Origin of the sequence: Arthrobacter sp. C2 (genome assembly GCA_024207135.1) — a bacterium.
Taxonomy (GTDB): domain Bacteria; phylum Actinomycetota; class Actinomycetes; order Actinomycetales; family Micrococcaceae; genus Paeniglutamicibacter.
This window is the reverse complement of the sequence record CP042428.1, coordinates 3,170,378-3,188,366: the sequence shown is the minus strand read 5'-3', so window position 1 is coordinate 3,188,366 and position 17,989 is coordinate 3,170,378. Positions and strand designations below refer to the sequence as shown.

Genomic DNA, 17,989 nt, shown 5'->3' with positions numbered 1-17,989 from the left:
TTAAGCATCGGAACCCCCAAGCCACAGGCTTGGGGGTTCCGGGACAGGGTGTCCGGCGGTGACCTACTCTCCCACACCCTCCCGAGTGCAGTACCATCGGCGCGGTGGGTCTTAGCTTCCGGGTTCGGTATGGGACCGGGCGTTTCCCCCACGCTATGACCGCCGTAACTCTAGCCACGCACTGCCCGGAGGTTCTCCGGGGGCGTGAAAAATGGGTTACGACCACAATAGTGGTTGTTGTGTTGTTGTGGTTCCGCGACAACAAGGGTTGTTGTTTCGGGACCGCATAGTGGACGCAGCGTATCTTGCCAACCACCCCAGGGGGGTGGTGTGGTGTTTGTGGTTGAAGTTGTCGGCCTATTAGTACGGGTCAGCTTCACGAGTCTTTGGTCCTCGCTTCCACATCCCGCCTATCAACCCAGTGGTCTGGCTGGGGCCTCTCGCCACACAAGGTGGCGTGGAAATCTCATCTTGAAGTGGGCTTCCCGCTTAGATGCTTTCAGCGGTTATCCCTTCCGAACGTAGCTAATCAGCGGTGCACTTGGCAGTACAACTGACACACCAGAGGTTCGTCCGTCCCGGTCCTCTCGTACTAAGGACAGCCCTTCTCAAATTTCCTGCGCGCGCAGCGGATAGGGACCGAACTGTCTCACGACGTTCTAAACCCAGCTCGCGTACCGCTTTAATGGGCGAACAGCCCAACCCTTGGGACCTACTCCAGCCCCAGGATGCGACGAGCCGACATCGAGGTGCCAAACCATGCCGTCGATATGGACTCTTGGGCAAGATCAGCCTGTTATCCCGAGGTACCTTTTATCCGTTGAGCGACGGCCGTTCCACAACGTGCCGCCGGATCACTAGTCCCGACTTTCGTCCCTGCTCGAGCTGTCGCTCTCACAGTCAAGCTCCCTTGTGCACTTACACTCGACACCTGATTGCCAACCAGGCTGAGGGAACCTTTGGGCGCCTCCGTTACTCTTTAGGAGGCAACCGCCCCAGTTAAACTACCCATCAGGCACTGTCCCTGACCCAGATCATGGGCCGAAGTTAGGTGACCGGTACAGCCAGAGTGGTATTTCAACGATGACTCCACCCGAACTGGCGTCCGGGCTTCAACGTCTCCCACCTATCCTACACAAGCTGCACCGAACACCAATACCAAACTATAGTAAAGGTCTCGGGGTCTTTCCGTCCTGCTGCGCGTAACGAGCATCTTTACTCGTAGTGCAATTTCGCCGAGTTCATGGTTGAGACAGCGGGGAAGTCGTTACTCCATTCGTGCAGGTCGGAACTTACCCGACAAGGAATTTCGCTACCTTAGGATGGTTATAGTTACCACCGCCGTTTACTGGGGCTTAAATTCTCAGCTTCGCCCACAAGGGCTAACCGGTCCTCTTAACCTTCCAGCACCGGGCAGGAGTCAGTCCGTATACATCGTCTTGCGACTTCGCACGGACCTGTGTTTTTAGTAAACAGTCGCTTCCCCTGGTCTCTGCGGCCCACACCCGCTCCGGAACGCATGGTCCCATCACGGGGCAGGCCCCCCTTCTCCCGAAGTTACGGGGGCATTTTGCCGAGTTCCTTAACCATGATTCTCTCGATCGCCTTAGTATTCTCTACCTGATCACCTGTGTCGGTTTGGGGTACGGGCGGCTAAAACCTCGCGTCGATGCTTTTCTTGGCAGCATAGGATCACCGAATCACCCCCCAAGGGGGCGCCTATCGGATCTCAGGCATCATGAGTCACGGATTTGCCTATGACTCGCCCTACATCCTTGGACCAGGTCAATTCCATTGCCTGGCTCGGCTACCTTCCTGCGTCACACCTGTTAATACGCTTACCTCCCTGGTTCGGGTCCCACGCCGCACACCCGGTACCGCTCCCGAAGGAACGATGGTGGGCACTTGGGGTGGTTAGCATCACCAGGTCAATATGGGCGGTTTTTCGCCGGTACGGGAATATCAACCCGTTGTCCATCGACTACGCCTGTCGGCCTCGCCTTAGGTCCCGACTTACCCAGGGCAGATTAGCTTGACCCTGGAACCCTTGATCATTCGGCGGACGGGTTTCTCACCCGTCATTCGCTACTCATGCCTGCATTCTCACTCGTGTGGGCTCCACCGCTGGTTTACACCGCGACTTCACTGCCCACACGACGCTCCCCTACCCATCCACACGGCTGGACCACGAAGGCCTGCCAAAAATATGAATGACGCAACTTCGGCGGTGTGCTTGAGCCCCGCTACATTGTCGGCGCGGAATCACTTGACCAGTGAGCTATTACGCACTCTTTCAAGGGTGGCTGCTTCTAAGCCAACCTCCTGGTTGTCTTCGCAACTCCACATCCTTTTCCACTTAGCACACGCTTAGGGCCTTAGTTGGCGTTCTGGGCTGTTTCCCTCTCGACTATGAAGCTTATCCCCACAGTCTCACTGCTGCGCTCTCACTTGCCGGCATTCGGAGTTTGGCTGACGTCAGTAACCTTGTAGGGCCCATTAGCCATCCAGTAGCTCTACCTCCGGCAAGAAACACGCAACGCTGCACCTAAATGCATTTCGGGGAGAACCAGCTATCACGAAGTTTGATTGGCCTTTCACCCCTACCCACAGCTCATCCCCTCCATTTTCAACTGAAGTGGGTTCGGTCCTCCACGCGCTCTTACACGCGCTTCAACCTGGCCATGGGTAGATCACTTCGCTTCGGGTCTAGATCACGCCACTGACTCGCCCTATTCAGACTCGCTTTCGCTACGGCTTCCCCACACGGGTTAACCTCGCGACGTAACACTAACTCGCAGGCTCATTCTTCAAAAGGCACGCTGTCACCCCAACAAGGAGGCTCCAACGGATTGTAAGCGCACGGTTTCAGGTACTATTTCACTCCCCTCCCGGGGTACTTTTCACCATTCCCTCACGGTACTTGTCCGCTATCGGTCATTGGGTAGTATTTAGGCTTACCAGGTGGTCCTGGCGGATTCAAACGGGATTTCTCGGGCCCCGTCCTACTTGGGATGCTCTCACAAAGCGGCGGAACGCATTCGCACTACGGGACTCTCACCCTCTATGGTCCGGCATTCAAGCCGATTCGCCTATGCGCCCGCACCTCACTTCACCAGTCCGGCAGAACTGGTATGTAAAAGTCCCACAACCCCGACCATGCAACGCCCGCCGGCTATCACACATGGCTCGGTTTAGCCCCATCCGCGTTCGCTCGCCACTACTAACGGAATCACTTTTGTTTTCTCTTCCTGCGGGTACTGAGATGTTTCACTTCCCCGCGTTCCCTCCACGCAGCCTATGTGTTCAGCTGCGGGTCGCACCACATGACATGGTGCGGGGTTTCCCCATTCGGAAATCCTGGTCTCAACGTCCGGTTATCGACTCCACCAGGCTTATCGCAGATTCCCACGTCCTTCTTCGGCTCCCAATGCCAAGGCATCCACCGTGCGCCCTTAAAAACTTGACCACAAACAAGGGTCAAAAATTTACATGAGCTTCATACATACAATCGAAAGAACCAAGAAACACACACCGCGAACGATGTGCATACCAGGTTCAATAATTCATAAGAAATTGCTTATGCAAAACAAGGACAAAGTCCCTGCTTCACAAGATGCTCGCGTCCACTATGCAGTTCCCAAACAACAACCCCGTCGCACCCACCACCCACACACCCGCAACAAAGGGGAACGTGTTGGCTTAGGCCATGCGCGGGAACACTGAAAAAACAAAACCCGACCCCTCCGCACACCCCAAAGGGGCAGCGAAAACGCCGGGGCCTGTTGTTTCAGGACCCAACAGTGTGCCAAAGACCACCCGCGCTCACCGATGGTCCCCGTTCCAGCCACCGGACAAGTCCGGAAGCGTACTAGAAGACCATCCACCAGCGATGGACGGCCGTGATTTGTTGATATTCCACCCTTGAGCACTCGCCCACCAACACAAGTGGTGGATGCGAGCAGCACTGAACACCCGTGACACACGCGCTTTGGCGTGCACACCTGGTGCTAGTTGCTCCTTAGAAAGGAGGTGATCCAGCCGCACCTTCCGGTACGGCTACCTTGTTACGACTTAGTCCCAATCGCCGGTCCCACCTTCGACGGCTCCCTCCCACAAGGGGTTAGGCCACCGGCTTCGGGTGTTACCAACTTTCGTGACTTGACGGGCGGTGTGTACAAGGCCCGGGAACGTATTCACCGCAGCGTTGCTGATCTGCGATTACTAGCGACTCCGACTTCATGGGGTCGAGTTGCAGACCCCAATCCGAACTGAGACCGGCTTTTTGGGATTAGCTCCACCTCACAGTATCGCAACCCATTGTACCGGCCATTGTAGCATGCGTGAAGCCCAAGACATAAGGGGCATGATGATTTGACGTCGTCCCCACCTTCCTCCGAGTTGACCCCGGCAGTCTCCCATGAGTCCCCGCCTTTACGCGCTGGCAACATGGAACGAGGGTTGCGCTCGTTGCGGGACTTAACCCAACATCTCACGACACGAGCTGACGACAACCATGCACCACCTGTGAACCAGCCCCAAAGGGGAAACCGTGTTTCCACGGCGGTCTGGCACATGTCAAGCCTTGGTAAGGTTCTTCGCGTTGCATCGAATTAATCCGCATGCTCCGCCGCTTGTGCGGGCCCCCGTCAATTCCTTTGAGTTTTAGCCTTGCGGCCGTACTCCCCAGGCGGGGCACTTAATGCGTTAGCTACGGCGCGGAAAACGTGGAATGTCCCCACACCTAGTGCCCAACGTTTACGGCATGGACTACCAGGGTATCTAATCCTGTTCGCTCCCCATGCTTTCGCTCCTCAGCGTCAGTTAATGCCCAGAGACCTGCCTTCGCCATCGGTGTTCCTCCTGATATCTGCGCATTTCACCGCTACACCAGGAATTCCAGTCTCCCCTACATCACTCTAGTCTGCCCGTACCCACCGCAGATCCGAGGTTGAGCCTCGGACTTTCACGATAGACGCGACAAACCGCCTACGAGCTCTTTACGCCCAATAATTCCGGATAACGCTTGCGCCCTACGTATTACCGCGGCTGCTGGCACGTAGTTAGCCGGCGCTTCTTCTGCAGGTACCGTCACTTTCGCTTCTTCCCTACTGAAAGAGGTTTACAACCCGAAGGCCGTCATCCCTCACGCGGCGTCGCTGCATCAGGCTTTCGCCCATTGTGCAATATTCCCCACTGCTGCCTCCCGTAGGAGTCTGGGCCGTGTCTCAGTCCCAGTGTGGCCGGTCACCCTCTCAGGCCGGCTACCCGTCGTCGCCTTGGTGAGCCATTACCTCACCAACAAGCTGATAGGCCGCGAGTCCATCCCTGACCAACAAGTCTTTCCACCAAGGACCATGCGGTCCACGGTGCATATCCGGTATTAGACCCAGTTTCCCAGGCTTATCCCGAAGTCAGGGGCAGGTTACTCACGTGTTACTCACCCGTTCGCCACTAATCATCTTGTGCAAGCACAAAAGTCATCGTTCGACTTGCATGTGTTAAGCACGCCGCCAGCGTTCATCCTGAGCCAGGATCAAACTCTCCGTAAAAAAATACAGACACAACCAACACGACCCTGGAAAAAGGGTTGCGGGTTGCACCAAGTAAAAAAATCCCGGCAAATTGCCCCAGGCGCCCACACGGGGGTGCGGACCCTGAAACCATTCACCAATAAAATAAATAAATTGGTATCAACAAACTTGGCACACTATTGAGTTCTCAAACAACAGACGCTTCCAACTTCCACGACCCGGACTGACGTTTCCTGCCGGCGCTTCGCTCTGGAGCAACTTTTCAAGCTTAGTCCCATTCAAACCCGGAGTCAAATCGACTTCCGAAATTCATTTGGAATTCTTTGCATCCGCCTTCCGCTGCTCTCCCTTTCGGGCTACGCTGCGGGGCTCGGTGCGAGAAACAACTCTACGCGCAACCCGCCCGAATGTCCAAACGGGCGCCTCCTGCACCGGCCGGACACCAAGAACCGCGGAAACCCGGGGACCATTCCGGGTTTTCGCCCGGGAATGCCCGTATTCCTCCAATTTCGACCTTTGAGCGCTGCATCACATCGACTGTGCCGCATCAGTCCTAGACTGAAAAACATGCCTGAACTTCCAAAGAACACAGCGGTCAGCATCTACCCCGCCAACAAACTGCAGCAGGTACTTGGTTATGCAGAACCCATCTTCAATGCCTCCATGGCCGGTGCTGCCGGCGGTGCATTGGCCGCAGCCGTGTCGGCAGCGGGCGGTTTTGGCATGCTGGGCATCGGCGGAAACGCCACCAAGAAGTGGATCGATATCGAGGCAGGGATTACGGCTTCGTCCGGACACCCCTGGGGTGCCGGTCTGATGGCCTGGGTCTTGGACAAGAACCTCGATCCCCTGGAGCATGTCCTGGAACACGGCCCGTCCTTCGTCTGCATCAGCTTCGGCGAACCGGGCCCTGCTGCCGCGTTGGTCCATGAATCCGGAGCCTTGACCGGGATGCAGGTAGGCAATGCGGCCGAACTGTCACGTGCACTTGAGGACGACATCGACGTAGTGATCTGCCGCGGGAACGAGGGCGGGGGCCACGGCCGGAACGAAGTCTCCACACTCCCCCTGCTGCAACTGGCCTTGGAAAAGACCACCAAGCCGGTGGTCGCAGCGGGGGGACTGGCCACGGCCGCCGGAGTCGCGGCCGTCCTGGGTGCAGGGGCTTCGGCGGCCTGGATCGGCACACGCTTTGCCGCGGCCACGGAATCGATGAGCCACCGGAACATCAAGGATGCAATCGGGGCCGCCGGAATCGATGACACAATCTACACTCGGGCCTTCGACATCGCCCAGAGAATCGATTGGCCGGTGGAATACGGCGGCCGGGCCCTGCGCAACGAATTCAGCGACAACTGGGCCGAAGACCTCGAGGCGCTCAGTGCCACGGTCGACGCAAACGATTCCCTGACCAACTCGATCAACGAGGCCCGGGCGCAGGCCGACCTGTCCTTGGCTCCGGTCTATGCCGGCCAATCGGCAGGACTCTCCGCCGCAGGCCAAAGCGCCGCGGAAATCGTTGCGGACCTTGCCCGCTTCCGCTCGGTATTGCGACAGGCGTCCCAACGCTGGGAGACCTCCTAGCCAGCACGGTTCTTGGTGCTCAGTAGCCCAGCGGCATGTTGTCGATCAACCGGACTTCGCCGACCTTCGCCGCAACCAGCAGCAAGCCTTCCCCGGTGAACGGGGTGTCCTGGCAGTTGAAGGCCAACTCCTGCAAGGTGCGCGGGTCGACAAGTTCGAAGTAGTCCAGCTCCACCAGCGGTTCCATCTCGAAGAGCCCCGCGGCGTCCTCCAGGTACAGCGGTTCATGGCGGTCGGCCCGCCGCTTGACCAGATTCAGCGCCCGGTGGATCACCAGGGCCGCCTCCGCCTGCTCCTTGCTGAGGAACTGGTTCCTGCTGGAAAGCGCCAGGCCCTCGGCGCTGCGGATGATCGGCACCGAGCGGATCTCGACCGGGAAGTTCAGGTCCGCCACCATGCGGTTGATCAGCACCAGCTGCTGGGCATCCTTCTGTCCGAAGTAGGCACGGTAGGCAACGGGGACCCCCAACGAGGCCGGCGGCATACAGAAGTGCAGCAGCTTGGCGACCACCGCAAGCATCCCGTCGAAGTGGCCGGGACGCGAAGCGCCCTCGAACTTCTCGCCCAGGGCCCCGGAATCGAGCTTGACCAGCGGACGGCCGTCGGGATAGACCGTCGACACCTCGGGGGCAAAGACGATGTCGGCACCGGCCCGGGCCAGGATCTCGACGTCGGCCTCCAGGGTGCGCGGGTAGCGGTCGAAGTCGGCCCGGTCATTGAACTGCAGCTCGTTGACGAAGATGCTGACCACCAGCACGTCGTTTTGCTCCCGGGCGGTGGACACCAGCGATTCGTGCCCCGAATGCAGGGCCCCCATGGTGGGCACCAGCCCCAGGGTCGCCGGGCGGTTTCCCGAGGCCGGCGCTTCGAGCGCCTGGGCAATGGCCGCCGAGAGCTCGGCGGCGGTACGGACAATGCGGGGGGCGCGGCTGGCGGAATTTGCTGGTGTGCTCACCATCCCAGCTTAGCTTTGGGACGTCGTGGCCGGTGGCCGTCGGTCCTACTTTCCCAGCGCGGCCAGGATCCCTTCGAGGGTTTGGCTGCTGATCAGGCCGCGGGCGTGGGCGCGCAGCGCGGTTGCCCGGCTCATCGCCAGGTATCCCTCCCGGGTGTCCTCGGCGATCGAGGGGTCCGAGAGCGCGGCGCGGTGCGCGGCAATGGTGTGCACGTCCCCGCGGGCCACCGGCCCGGTCAAGGCGCCTTCCCCGGAGGCCAGCGCATTTTCCAGCGAGGCGCGCATGAGCGCCGAGAGCATCCGCTCGGGTTGTTCGACGCCGATGCCGGCCAGGATCCCGGCCGATTGCCCGGCCACGGTCACCAGGTGGTTCGAGGCGTGGGACAGGGCGGCATGGTATTTCACCCGGTCATCCTCGGCGATCACCACCGGTTCCCCGCCCATTTCCACCACGAGCGCCTGGGCGATGGGCAGGACCATGTTCGAGGCGCTGACCCCGAAGACGCAGTCGGCCAGCCGCTCCAGGTCCATGCTCATCCCGGTGAAGGTCATGGCCGGGTGCACGGCCAGCCCGATGGCGCCGGCCGCCGTGGCCGGGGCCAAGACCTCGGTGCCATAGCGCCCGGCGGTGTGCAGCACCAGCTGTCCGGCCTGCCAGTGTCCGGCCACGGCCAGTCCGGAGACCAAATCCGCCAGCGCATCGTCGGGAACCGCCAGGATGACCAGTTCGGCACGGCGCAGGATCTCGGGGATTTGCAGCACCGGCACGCCGGGCAGCAGCATTTCCGCGCGCTCGAGCGAGGCGTCGGAAACCGCATGGACGCCAACGATCTGGTGCTCGGCTGCACGCAGCGCTGCGCCCAGCACGGCGCCGACCTTGCCCGCGCCAATGACCCCGACCCCCAGCCGTCCCGGCTTGCCCGTGCTTCTCATGCGTCCCCCAGCCAGTGGTTTGAATCGGTTTGCCTGCGTGCCGCCGCGGCGCGGTCGGCCTGTTCCAGGAACAGTTCCCGGCCCGAGGCGACATCGAGCTGGTGCACCAGCGGCACCACGGGCCCGGCGATCGTGGCCAGGGACAGGTCAACCACCCCGAAGCGCCTGGCCAACGGACCCTGGCTCAGCCTCAGGCCCTGGGTGCGGGCGTGCGGCACGATGGCGATGGTGCGGTGAAGCGCCCCGTTGCGCGCCACCAGTGCGGTGTCGGTCAGCGCGTAGCCCTGCCGCTTGTATGCCAGCGGCGAGAGCGGGCGGACCCGCGGCGGGGACACGACGAACCCGCCCTCGGTGCCGGAGCCGTTGATGGCGGCGGCAAAGAAATCGCGCGGAGCGGCAACGCCCGGGGCCGGAAGCACCACCGAGAGCACCGCCAGGACGTCCTCGTAGCTGCCCACCGGCAGCAGCACGCTGCGTTGCTCGGCGTCGTTGGCCGCCCCGCCGCCGATGCCCGCGACGTTCACCGCGACTCGGTACCAGCCCAGCGGCCGCCAGAAGAAGGGGGCGGTGACCTTGATGGCCTGGACCCGGCCCGGCGGCACCGTCTGGTGTCGGGTGTCCAGCAGCCCGTAGCTCAGGCGCAGCCCGTCCGCGCTGGTGGCGGCCTTGAAGTTGTATCCGGTGTTCAGGTTGTTCCACAGCGCGCCGGCCATGCCCAGGAGGGCCGGCAGCAGGTAGAAGGGGGCGAACCCCTCGATGGCGGACATGGCGATGCCCAGCCCGATGATCAGCAGCACCATCAAGATGGTCGAGGGGCGCAACAGGATGGACCCGATGAGCCGGCCCGTGGGCACCACGGCGACCACGCGCTCGCTGGCGGCCAGCGAGGCGGAAACCGAGGCGTATCCCGGTGCCGGGGCCCCGGGGGCCGCTTCCTGCGGTGCCGTCGGATCCGGCGACTGCCCCGCGATCTGGGCCGCATCCGGCTGCACGGGAAGCGCGGGCGCCGGCGGCGCGGGCGTCTTCAGCCCGGCGGCGCGGGCCAGGATCTCGTTGCGCAGCTGGTGCGCCTCGGAGAGTTTCACAAAGGCCAGGTTCATCGCGGCGGAGCCCGAGTCCGCAACGTCGAAGCGCAGCTCGGCAAGCCCGAAGATCCGGGCCACCAACGGCTGGGCGATGTCGATCGACTGGACCCGGTCGATGCGGGCCTGTCGCTGCTGGCGGAAGACCATGCCGGTGTTCACGTTGACGTGGCGATCGGTGATCTGGTACTTGGTGAACCACCAGGTGCCGAAGAAGCCCAGCAGGATCAGCAGCAGGATGCCGGCGCCGACCAGCAGCGAAACCATCAGCGGGGTCCCGGAAATGAAATCGGGCCCGGGGTTCGGTTCCTCCTCGCCGAAGAAGGAGGACAAGGTGTTCTGGCCGTAGACGAAGGCGATGGCCACCACCGCGATCCAGCCGCGCACCAGCGGGGAGACCGGGTGCACGCGGTGCCACGGCGCCGCCGGGGTGCCCTGCCCCTCGGTTTCCCCTGGACCGGGGACCGGCACGGCCCGCCCGGGAGTCACAGCCCGGCCAATCGCGATTCCCCGCGGGCCGCAAGCTGCTCGCGCAGGCGCGTGCCCTCGGCCACCGGCAAGCCGGGGATCTCCGCGGTGGCATCGGCCGCCGCGGTGTGCAGCTTGACCTTGCACAGCCCCAGCATCCGGTCGATCGGGCCCACGGCCACATCGACGAACTGCATCCGGCCGTAGGGGACCACCAGCACCTTCTGGAACATCAGACCGTGGCGCACCAGCAGGTCGTCCTCGCGCTCGGCGTAGCCGATCGCGGCGACCTGGCGGGGGATCAGCACCAGGCGGATGACCTCGACGGCCACCACCACCGCGGGGGCGGCGATCGCCAGCCACAGCGGGAAGCCGTCCCACACCCCGGTCAGCACCAGGACCAGCGGGACGCTGAGCACCAGCAGCGTGATCAACGCGCCAATGGCCCAACCCACCATGCGGACCTTGGCGTAGCTGGGGGACACGCGTGTCCATTGGATCCCGGCCGGGTCAATTGGTTCCTGCCGCATAGCCTTCCTCGTCCTTGCCCTTGGTCTTGGCCGCCGGGTCCGATGGATCTTCCGGGGGCAGCTTGCAGAACTGTTCCACAACCCATCCCACGATAACCATCACCAGCGCGCCACCGATCATCACCAAGGATGATTTCACCGCCGCGGACCCCATTCCGCCCGCCGTGAGCAGGCCCAGCAGGATCCCGGCGTGCCATCCGGCAATCGTGGAACCGGCATACACGCTGGCCTGCGCCAGCACCAGGGTCCGGGCCGCGGCAATCGGGTTCACGCGTTTCTTGGTCCGCCCGCTGGTGAACAGCTTGATGCGGATGCCCATGACCAGGGTGAGCAGGCAGGCGGCCCCCATGGTCACCAGGGAGGTCCAGTGCAGCACCGGCACCGGATAGCCGCGGGTCGTGGCAATGATCTGCAGGGCATAGCCGGCAACCACCCCGATGACCAGCACGGTGAAGACCCACAACGGCCGCAAGGAATTCATGGCCCTAGGCCCCCGCTTCGACGCGGACGATGCCGGGGGTGTCGGCCGCGGCGGCGGCAAGCGTGGTGACCGGGATCCCGGACAGCTGCGCGTCCGGTTCCATCCAGGACCACGGCAGCAGCACGAAGCCGCGTTCCGCGGCCCGCGGGTGCGGCAAGGTCAGCACCGGGTCCGAGCTGGTTTCTTCCCCGTAGGTGATCACGTCGATGTCCAGGGTGCGCGGACCCCAGCGGACCTCGCGGGTGCGGTGGTGGTCCGACTCGATCTGCTGGCAGGCGGCCAGCAGCTGGCGCGGGGCCAGCGTGGTTTCGATGCGCAGCACCAGGTTCAGGAAGTCGGGTTGCCCCTCGGGCCCGCCCACGGGCCTGGTCACCGCGGTGTCAGAGACGCGCACCAGCTCGATGCCCGCGGTGGCGGCCAGGGAGGCGACGGCGGCCTGCAGCGTTCCGGCACGTTCGCCCAGGTTGGAACCCAGGGCAAGGATGCAGGAAACCATCTGGTTCACTCCCGTTCGCGGTAAATGTGGATCGTGACGTCGGAAAAGGTCACGGTGATCGGGGCCTTGGGCTTGTGCACGATGACCTCCACCCCGGTGACGGTGCCGAAGGACGCCAGGATCGCCGCGGCGGTCTTCTCCGCCAGCGTCTCGATCAGGTCCCAGGGCCCGTCTTGGATCTGGGCCACCACCAGTTCGCCGAGTTCCCCGTAGTGCGCGGTGTCCGCGACGTTGTCGCTGGCCGCGGCCTTGCGGATGTCGGTGTGCAGGACGACGTCGAGGGTGAAGGGCTGCCCGTCGCGCTTCTCGTGCTCGAAAACGCCGTGGTGCCCGATCGCGGTGATGCCCGACAGGGTGATGGTGTCCGTGCGCATGCTGCTGCCCCGCCCGTTTCCTAGAGTGCCGGGACGCGGGCCGCGGACCAGGCGGTCGCGACCTTGACGGCATCCAGGTTGCCGGGCACGTCGTGCACGCGCACCCCCCAGGCTCCGTTGGCCGCCGCCAGGGCGCTGGTTGCCGCGGTGGCGGCATCGCGGGCCGTGGGCACCGCGGGCTTGGAATCGACGGTCAGCAGCGCACCGATGAAGCGCTTGCGGCTGGTGCCCACCAGGACGCGGTGGCCCAGGGCGGTGAAGCGGTCCAGGGCGCGCAGCAGCTCCCAGTTGTGTTCGTGGTCCTTGGCGAAGCCGAGCCCCGGATCCAGGATCAGCTGCTCGGCGGCGACCCCGGCGGCAAGGAACGTCTCGCGCAGCGCGAGCAGTTCATCGATGACCTCGGACACGACGTCGGTGTAGTTCGCCTCGGTGGTCATCGAGGCGGCGTCCCCGCGACGGTGCATCAGCACGTAGGGGGCACCGGTTTCGGCGATCAGCGCGGGCATGTCTGCCTCGTGGGTGAGCCCGGAGACGTCGTTGACGATGTGCGCGCCGGCCGTCAGGGCCGCCCGGGCGGTGGAGGTGTGCATGGTGTCGACCGAGATGATCGCCCCGGCCTTGGCCAGCGCCGTGATGACCGGAAGGATCCGGGCCTGTTCCACGGCCGGGTCCACCGGCTCGGCACCGGGGCGGGTGGACTCCCCGCCGACGTCGATGATGTCGGCCCCGCCGTAGTACATGCGCAGTCCGTGGCCGATGGCCTCGTCCGCGGTGGCGTACTTGCCTCCGTCGGAAAAGGAATCCTCGGTGATGTTCAGGATGCCCATGACCAGGGTGCGGCCAACGGGCAGGTCGGCCATGGTGCGAGCCGTTGATTTCTTGATGACCGGCAGCGGGCTGGTGGCCGGTCCGGTTCCGGGGATCGCTCCAAGCGACATGGGGTTTCCTACTTTCCGAGAATGAGGCTCATGGCCTCGGCGCGGGTGGCGGGCTCGCGAAGCTGGCCACGCACCGCGCTGGTGACGGTCTTGGCGCCCGGCTTGCGGACGCCCCGCATGGACATGCACATGTGTTCGCACTCGATGACGACCATCGCCCCGCGCGGGTTCAGGTGCTCCATGAGCGCCTCGACGATCTGGGTGGTCAACCGCTCCTGGACCTGCGGGCGCTTGGCGAAGACCTCCACCAGGCGGGCCAGCTTGCTCAGCCCCGTGACCTTGCCCTCGGGGCCGGGGATGTAGCCGACGTGGGCGGCGCCGTGGAACGGCACCAGGTGGTGTTCGCAGGTCGAATAGAAGGGGATGTCCTTCACCAGCACCAATTCGTCATGCTCGATGTCGAAGGTGGTGGCCAGGTGGTCGGCCGGGTCCTGGTGCAGGCCGGCGAAGAACTCGCCGTAGGCCTTGGCCACGCGCTTGGGCGTTTCCAGCAGGCCGTCGCGGTCCGGGTCCTCGCCGATGGCGTAGAGGATCTCCCGCACGGCCTTTTCGATGCGGACCATGTCCACGCCGCCGGCGCCCTGGGCGCTGTCGTCTTCAAATTGATCGATCTCGTTCACGCTTCCGATCCTAGCTGGTGTGTGCGTTGGGTTACGCGCCGGCCGGAGCGCCCGAGGTGCCGTCGGCTGCTTCCGCAGCGTCGTTTTCGGCCGCTTCGGAGGCGATTTCCCTCGCCGACAGCACCGGTCCGGCAGCGTGCACCGGGCGGGAGTCCTTGCTCAGCCAGACCTCGCGCTCGGGGCGCTTGGTGAGGTCGTGGAAGATTTCCTCGATCTCCTTCTGGTTCAGCGTTTCGTGCTCCAGCAGGGCCAGCGCCAGGCGGTCGAGCACGTGGCGGTTCTCCGTCAGCGCGGCGTAGGCCTCGTCGTGCGCGGTGTCGATCAGCGCGCGGACCTCCTCGTCGACCACGTTGGCCATGGCGTCGGAGTAGTCGCGGCTGGAGGGCTGCCCGTACATGGCATCCCCGGAGGAAGAGCCCAGCTTCACGGCGCCCACGCGCTCACTCATGCCGTAGTCGGTGACCATCTTGCGGGCCGTGGCGGTGGCCTTCTCGATGTCGTTGGAGGCGCCGGTGGACGGGTCGTGGAAGACAATTTCCTCGGCCACGCGCCCGCCCATGGCGTAGGCCATCTGGTCGAGCAGTTCGTTGCGGGTCACCGAGTACTTGTCGTCGTCGGGCACCACCATGGTGTAGCCCAGGGCGCGGCCGCGGGGCAGGATGGTGACCTTGGTGACCGGCGCGGTCTGGCGCATGGCCGCGGCGACCAGGGCGTGTCCGCCCTCGTGGTATGCGGTGATCTTGCGCTCGTGTTCCTTCATCAACCGGCTGCGCTTCTGCGGCCCGGCCATGACGCGGTCGATGGCCTCGTCCAGGGCGCGGTCGTCGATCAGCTGGGCGTTGGAGCGGGCGGTGAGCAGCGCGGCCTCGTTGAGCACGTTGGCCAGGTCGGCGCCGGTGTAACCCGGCGTCTTTTTCGCCACGGCCTTCAGGTCCACGTTGGTGGCCATCGGCTTGCCCTGCGCGTGGACCTTGAGGATCTGCTCGCGGCCGATCATGTCCGGTGCCTCCACCGGGATCTGGCGGTCGAAGCGGCCCGGGCGCAGCAGCGCCGGGTCAAGGACGTCGGCGCGGTTGGTCGCGGCGATCAGGATGACGTTGGTGGTGGCGTCGAAGCCGTCCATCTCGACCAAAAGCTGGTTGAGGGTCTGCTCGCGCTCGTCGTTGCCGCCGCCGATGCCGGCGCCGCGGTGGCGGCCCACCGCATCGATTTCGTCAACGAAGATGATGGCCGGGGAGTTGTTCTTGGCCTGCTCGAACAGGTCGCGGACACGCGAGGCGCCGACGCCGACGAACATCTCCACGAAGTCCGAGCCGGAGATCGAGTAGAACGGGACGCCCGCCTCGCCGGCGACGGCCTTGGCCAGCAGGGTCTTGCCGGTGCCCGGAGGGCCGTAAAGCAGCACGCCCTTGGGGATCTTGGCGCCGACGGCCTGGAACTTGCCCGGTTCACGCAGGAATTCCTTGATTTCGTGGAGTTCCTCCACGGCTTCCTCGGCACCGGCCACGTCGACGAAGGTCACCTGGGGCATGTCCTTGGTGATCAGCTTCGCCTTGGACTTGCCGAACTGCATGACCTTGGATCCGCCGCCCTGGGAACGGGACAGGATGAACCAGAACAGGCCGACGATCAGGATCATCGGGATCATGAAGCCCAGCATCGAGGTGAACCAGTTGTTCTGCACGGGCTGGTCGGTGTAGCCGGTCAGGTTGGCGTCGTTGACCGCGTCAACGACCTGGGTTCCGCGCGGGATGGAGTAGAAGAACGAGACGTTCTTTCCCTTGTCCGCGCCGTCGACGTTCAGCGGCTGCTTCAGCGTGAGGTCCACGCGCTGCTCGCCGTCGAAGATCTTCGCCTCGGAGACCTTGTCGTCCTTGAGCAATTGCATGCCCAGGGAGGTGTCGATGCGCCCGGAGTTGCCGCCCAAGAGCGTCGGCAGGAAAATCAGCAGCACCGCGGCACCCAGCAGCACCCAGACGATCCAGCTGTTAAAGATCTTTTTCGCGTTCATTGATTGGGGGTCCCTCCCCATCCCTCCTGCTTTCGGGCCCATGCCGGCCCGGGCGTCTTGGGCGACGCCGGTATCTTGCTACACGTTAATAAGTAAACGCCCTCTTCGGTACCCACGGATGGGCCAGGCGATAAGTTCCCCTTTGGGCGTAAGAACACCGATGGCCGCCCCCGGGGATCCGGAAACGGCCATGGCGCACCGCATTTTGGTGCGTGCTGCGGCGGAAGGCTGGGGTGCTGCCCGCTACTGGTAGACGTGCGGGGCCAGGGTCCCGATGAAGTCCAGGTTGCGGTAACGCTCGTCGAAGTCCAGGCCGTAGCCGACGACGAATTCGTTGGGGATCTCCATGCCGACGTATTTCACGTCGATCTCCACCTTGGCGGCCTCCGGCTTGCGCAGCAGGGTGCAGATTTCCACCGAGGCGGGGCCGCGGGACTGCAGGTTGGCCAGCAGCCAGGACAGGGTCAGGCCGGAGTCGATGATGTCCTCGACGATCAGCACGTGCTTGCCCAGCAGGTCGGTGTCGAGGTCCTTGAGGATCCGCACGACGCCAGAGGACTGGGTGCCCGAACCGTAGGAGGAAACCGCCATCCAGTCCATGGTCACGTGGGAGTGCAGGGCACGGACCAGGTCGGCCATGACCATCACGGCACCCTTGAGCACGCCGACAACCAGGATGTCCCGGCCTTCGTAGTCGGCGTCGATCCGGGCGGCAAGCTCATTGATCTTGGCCTGGATTTCTTCCTTGGTGTAGAGGACATGCGCCAAATCGGCGCTGACATCTTTCGAATCCACGAGGGCTCCTGGTTCTGGGGTCGGCAATAGACCGGTCGAGGGGAGGGCGTTTCTACCCACGGTCTAGAGTGCCACAGTCTGGAGCGCGGTGGGGAGTGCGGCACCTGGGTCTTGCCGCGTCTTGGCGGCAGGGGAACCCGCGAATGTGAGGCAATTCTCACGATCCGGGGTGCGGCAGGGCCGTGGCATCCAGCCGCAGGTGCGCCCGGGCGCCGGCCGGGAGCCGGGTCCCGGCGACGCGGGTGGCGTACACCGGGCCCTCGAGCTGGACGGGGCCGGCCGAGACCGAGCCGCACACCAGGGCATCAAGCGCGGCCAGGCGTTCGAAGTCGGGCACCGGTGCGCCCAGGCGTGCCACGGCCAGGCGCAGTGCGCGCGAGCGCAGGGGACCGGGCAACGCGCGCAGGCGCTCGAGGTCCAACGTGAGCACCGCAGCGGGTCTGTCGTCGGCGACCGGCAGCGCGGCATCGTCCAGCGCGGTTTGTGCCAGCCCGTCGAGGTACTGCGCGTCGGCGCGCGCCAGCGCCGCGGTGCGCGCCAACGCGGCGGGAATGGAGTCGCCCAGCACCTCCCGCAGCACCGGCATCAGCTCGTGCCGCACCCGGTTGCGCAGGTAGCGCGGATCGGTGTTGGTCGGGTCTTCCCAGTAGGCGAGGCCCTCGTGCCGGCAGATCTCCTCGATGTCCGTCCGGGACAGGGACAGCAGCGGGCGCAGGTAGGGGCCGCGGGCCGCCGGCATCCCGGCCAGCGAGAGCGTCCCGGATCCCCTCCCCAATCCGAGCAGCACCTGTTCTGCCTGGTCGTCGAGGGTATGGCCGAGCAGCACATGGTCGGCCCCGGCCTGCCTCAGGCCTTGCTCGAAGGCCGCATAGCGGGAGGAACGGGCCGCTTGCTCGCTGCCGCCTGTCACCCGGACCTCGAGCACCAGCACCGGGTCCAGGCCCAGGGCGCGGCACTGGTCCGCGGCCCGCAGCGCCACACGGTCGCTGCCTTCCTGCATGCCATGGTCCACGATGAGGGCACCGGCGCGGATCTCGCCCTTGCGGTGCAGGAACGCGGCCGCTGCGGCCAGCGCCAGCGAGTCCGCCCCGCCACTGCAGGCCACCAGCACGCTTGCACCCCGGGGCACCATGGCACGGATCGCGTTGCGGGCATCGGCCAGCACGCGCGGCAGCTTCCCGCCCATCGACC

The 17,989-nt window shown here is 64.2% G+C and carries 13 protein-coding genes and 3 rRNA genes; 1 reads left to right on the top strand and 15 read right to left on the bottom strand.

Going from position 1 to position 17,989, the window contains the following annotated elements:
- Positions 1 to 50: 50 nt before the first annotated feature.
- The 3 genes from rrf to FPY90_RS14780 all read right to left on the bottom strand — a co-directional run bounded on the left by rrf (position 51) and on the right by FPY90_RS14780 (position 5,549).
- Positions 51 to 167 (bottom strand): 5S ribosomal RNA (gene rrf / locus FPY90_RS14790).
- 173 nt (positions 168 to 340) lie between these two features.
- A 23S ribosomal RNA gene (locus tag FPY90_RS14785) occupies positions 341 to 3,466 on the bottom strand.
- A gap of 556 nt (positions 3,467 to 4,022) precedes the next feature.
- A 16S ribosomal RNA gene (locus FPY90_RS14780) occupies positions 4,023 to 5,549 on the bottom strand.
- The 16S, 23S and 5S rRNA genes sit together here, the layout of an rRNA operon.
- Before the next feature lie 549 nt (positions 5,550 to 6,098).
- Between FPY90_RS14780 and FPY90_RS14775 the strand changes: the two genes are divergently transcribed.
- Positions 6,099 to 7,115, top strand: a complete 1,017-nt coding sequence (locus tag FPY90_RS14775; protein WP_498681798.1) for an NAD(P)H-dependent flavin oxidoreductase — start codon at positions 6,099 to 6,101, stop codon at positions 7,113 to 7,115.
- A 19-nt stretch (positions 7,116 to 7,134) separates the two neighbouring features.
- On the opposite strand, the gene panC is transcribed toward FPY90_RS14775, so the two are convergent.
- The 12 genes from panC to tilS all read right to left on the bottom strand — a co-directional run bounded on the left by panC (position 7,135) and on the right by tilS (position 17,984).
- Positions 7,135 to 8,073, bottom strand: coding sequence for a pantoate--beta-alanine ligase (gene panC / locus FPY90_RS14770; RefSeq protein ID WP_071216278.1), 939 nt, complete (start codon positions 8,071 to 8,073; stop codon positions 7,135 to 7,137).
- 42 nt (positions 8,074 to 8,115) lie between these two features.
- On the bottom strand, positions 8,116 to 9,003 hold the full coding sequence (locus FPY90_RS14765) for a Rossmann-like and DUF2520 domain-containing protein (protein ID WP_071216277.1): 888 nt from the start codon (positions 9,001 to 9,003) through the stop codon (positions 8,116 to 8,118).
- Positions 9,000 to 10,574: a PH domain-containing protein gene (locus FPY90_RS14760; protein ID WP_498681795.1), complete on the bottom strand. Its 1,575-nt coding sequence runs from the start codon at positions 10,572 to 10,574 to the stop codon at positions 9,000 to 9,002. The genes FPY90_RS14765 and FPY90_RS14760 overlap by 4 nt, the downstream gene beginning before the upstream one ends.
- Positions 10,571 to 11,083, bottom strand: a complete 513-nt coding sequence (locus tag FPY90_RS14755) for a PH domain-containing protein (protein WP_071216276.1) — start codon at positions 11,081 to 11,083, stop codon at positions 10,571 to 10,573. The genes FPY90_RS14760 and FPY90_RS14755 overlap by 4 nt, the downstream gene beginning before the upstream one ends.
- Positions 11,064 to 11,564, bottom strand: coding sequence for a DUF3180 domain-containing protein (locus FPY90_RS14750; RefSeq protein ID WP_071216275.1), 501 nt, complete (start codon positions 11,562 to 11,564; stop codon positions 11,064 to 11,066). Before FPY90_RS14750 ends, FPY90_RS14755 begins: the two co-directional genes overlap by 20 nt.
- Before the next feature lie 4 nt (positions 11,565 to 11,568).
- On the bottom strand, positions 11,569 to 12,060 hold the full coding sequence (gene folK, locus FPY90_RS14745; RefSeq protein ID WP_071216274.1) for a 2-amino-4-hydroxy-6-hydroxymethyldihydropteridine diphosphokinase: 492 nt from the start codon (positions 12,058 to 12,060) through the stop codon (positions 11,569 to 11,571).
- A 5-nt stretch (positions 12,061 to 12,065) separates the two neighbouring features.
- The gene (folB, locus tag FPY90_RS14740) at positions 12,066 to 12,434 is read right to left on the bottom strand and encodes a dihydroneopterin aldolase (protein ID WP_071216273.1); all 369 of its coding nucleotides are present in this window, start codon (positions 12,432 to 12,434) and stop codon (positions 12,066 to 12,068) included.
- Positions 12,435 to 12,454: 20 nt separating this feature from the next.
- Positions 12,455 to 13,372 carry a dihydropteroate synthase gene (folP, locus tag FPY90_RS14735; protein ID WP_071216272.1) on the bottom strand — a complete coding sequence of 306 codons (918 nt, stop codon included), beginning with the start codon at positions 13,370 to 13,372 and terminating at the stop codon, positions 12,455 to 12,457.
- Positions 13,373 to 13,380: 8 nt separating this feature from the next.
- Positions 13,381 to 13,935 (bottom strand): GTP cyclohydrolase I FolE, encoded by a 555-nt coding sequence (gene folE / locus FPY90_RS14730; protein WP_498685601.1) that lies wholly within the window; start codon positions 13,933 to 13,935, stop codon positions 13,381 to 13,383.
- Positions 13,936 to 14,023: 88 nt separating this feature from the next.
- Positions 14,024 to 16,003 carry an ATP-dependent zinc metalloprotease FtsH gene (gene ftsH, locus FPY90_RS14725; RefSeq protein ID WP_498681790.1) on the bottom strand — a complete coding sequence of 660 codons (1,980 nt, stop codon included), beginning with the start codon at positions 16,001 to 16,003 and terminating at the stop codon, positions 14,024 to 14,026.
- A gap of 243 nt (positions 16,004 to 16,246) precedes the next feature.
- On the bottom strand, positions 16,247 to 16,798 hold the full coding sequence (hpt, locus tag FPY90_RS14720) for a hypoxanthine phosphoribosyltransferase (RefSeq protein WP_071216269.1): 552 nt from the start codon (positions 16,796 to 16,798) through the stop codon (positions 16,247 to 16,249).
- Between the two features lie 157 nt (positions 16,799 to 16,955).
- Positions 16,956 to 17,984 (bottom strand): tRNA lysidine(34) synthetase TilS, encoded by a 1,029-nt coding sequence (gene tilS / locus FPY90_RS14715; protein ID WP_498681788.1) that lies wholly within the window; start codon positions 17,982 to 17,984, stop codon positions 16,956 to 16,958.
- Positions 17,985 to 17,989: the final 5 nt, after the last annotated feature.